The following is a 1,970-nucleotide window of genomic DNA, read 5'->3' as shown; positions in this document are numbered from 1 at the left end:
GCTAGCTCCTTTCAATATTATTATACATCAGCAAACTATAAAAACCAACATCTATTTATATAGTTTTATAAGTATTATTCAACAGTTATTAACCTTCCCTCCTTTTGAGACTGTGAGTGTTATACTTTTGGTATATTCAAGCCTTCTCCATCTTCTCTATAGAACAGGTATGCGTCTTATCCTTCTCATCATAATTTATACCAACAAAAAGAAGCTCTCCCTGATAATGAGACAAAGATTCGTAATATTGCTTATCTTTAATCTGACTTATAGCACTTGTCACTGAATCATTACGCTTAAGCTCAACAATCATCGCCGGATATCCTTTTTCAAAAGGAATAAATGTAACATCTGAGAAGCCCTTGCCTGCTGTCATCTCCTTGACGATTGTATACTTATTAAGCGCATATATATACGCAATATATATAGCGCTTTGAAGAGCGTCCTCATTATTGTAGCTTCTGTTTGATGTAACATGAATATGACTTATATCAAGTGCTCTTGCTACAGATTCAGCATTGCCAGCAATTGTCTCATTAAGAAGTTCACGCGATCTTTGAATAATCTGATTGGTGACTGCATAATCATCATTAACTTCAATTGCATTGCACCATTCTTGTCTTATCTCACGGTTAGGAATACAACATGTTCCTTCTGTCATATCATAAGCCAGATAACCAATATGAATCAAATATGTAAAAAGGTCACCTTTGGTCATAAACGAATCCATTGTGTTCATGTACGTTGTAACATTTACATCTATAGACTCGCCAGCAAGCATCCTTATAACATCTTCTCTTACTCCTTCAAAATTCTGTGCAATCATGTCGGAAATCACACGATATGTTGATGTCTTACTCCAATAATTCAGGAACATTCCGTCTTCAATTGCACAAACTACGGATTCAGGGTTATATATTTCGAACCCATGCTGATGATAGCCGTCATACCAGCGCCTACATTCTTCATAATTAAGATTATACTGTATGCAAAGCTCCTGTACCTCTTCCTGAGTAAAGCCTATATATTCTGCAAGATTACGAGCATTTAAAATTGTATATTCGCGAAAATTATTGAGTTTAGACTGCACTTTATCACGTACTACAGGAAGTATACCCGTTATATACGCAAGTGAAATCGCAGGTCTTACAGTATCACTCTTGAAAAGACCATTCAAAAAGCTTAGATATTTATTAAATAAAACATGTCCAACCTTCTCACGAACAAGCACATCATATTCATCGAAAAGGAGTATAAAGGTCTGCCCGGTTTCGGCATAGACCTTAAGAATTGACGTTGCCAATGTATCTCTATCTGATAATGATACCTGTGGAAATTCTACCTTAAGCTCTCCCTTGATCTTATCGGACAATATCTCAATAAGATCATCACGATCCGCTTCTTTTGTATTCTGATATTCACTGTTGACATCAACTTTAATCACATTATATCTATTGAGTTTTTCTTCAAATCCCGTATATGTTGCAATTTTAAGTCTGCCAAATATCTCCTCAGAATCACAACCTCGGGAATAGTACGCACTCAGCATATTAGTCGTAATAGTCTTGCCAAAACGTCTTGGACGCGATACGCAGATATACTTATTTGCAGAATCTACAAGTTTATTGACCTCAGCGATCATCATCGACTTATCTACGTACACATCTGCTATTACATTCTCTTTGAAATTTTCATTTCCTGGATTCAGATATATTCCCATTAATTTCTATCCTCGTATCTAATTCCTTATATGTGTAATACATGGAACTAATCGTCTCACCTACTGAAGGTTTACCGCGAATTAATCTCTCGTTCTCCTATATATCAGTAAATCCTCAACCATAAGTACCTGTTAATACTACCATATCCATGAGATGATTTCCCTAAAACATCATTTGAGCCTGATTACCTTTTATAGCAGAAACCAAGTCCCATTCAGCCAGACATACATCCATAAGAAAATTGACAGC

Annotated in this window: 1 protein-coding gene; it reads right to left on the bottom strand. The window is 35.8% G+C overall.

Going from position 1 to position 1,970, the window contains the following annotated elements; genetic code table 11:
• Positions 1 to 136: 136 nt before the first annotated feature.
• A complete protein-coding gene (locus G634_RS0114805; protein ID WP_026505914.1) occupies positions 137 to 1,720 on the bottom strand; it encodes an AAA family ATPase in 1,584 nt (527 codons plus the stop codon).
• Between the last annotated feature and the right edge of the window lie 250 nt (positions 1,721 to 1,970).

This window comes from Butyrivibrio sp. NC3005 (genome assembly GCF_000424545.1).
GTDB lineage: Bacteria > Bacillota > Clostridia > Lachnospirales > Lachnospiraceae > Butyrivibrio.
This window is presented reverse-complemented; position numbering and strand designations above follow the sequence as displayed.

Bases quoted from the DNA above. Each gene is read 5' to 3' on its own strand.
- G634_RS0114805 (WP_026505914.1), bottom strand. From the start codon at position 1,720: ATGGGAATATATCTGAATCCAGGAAATGAAAATTTCAAAGAGAATGTA.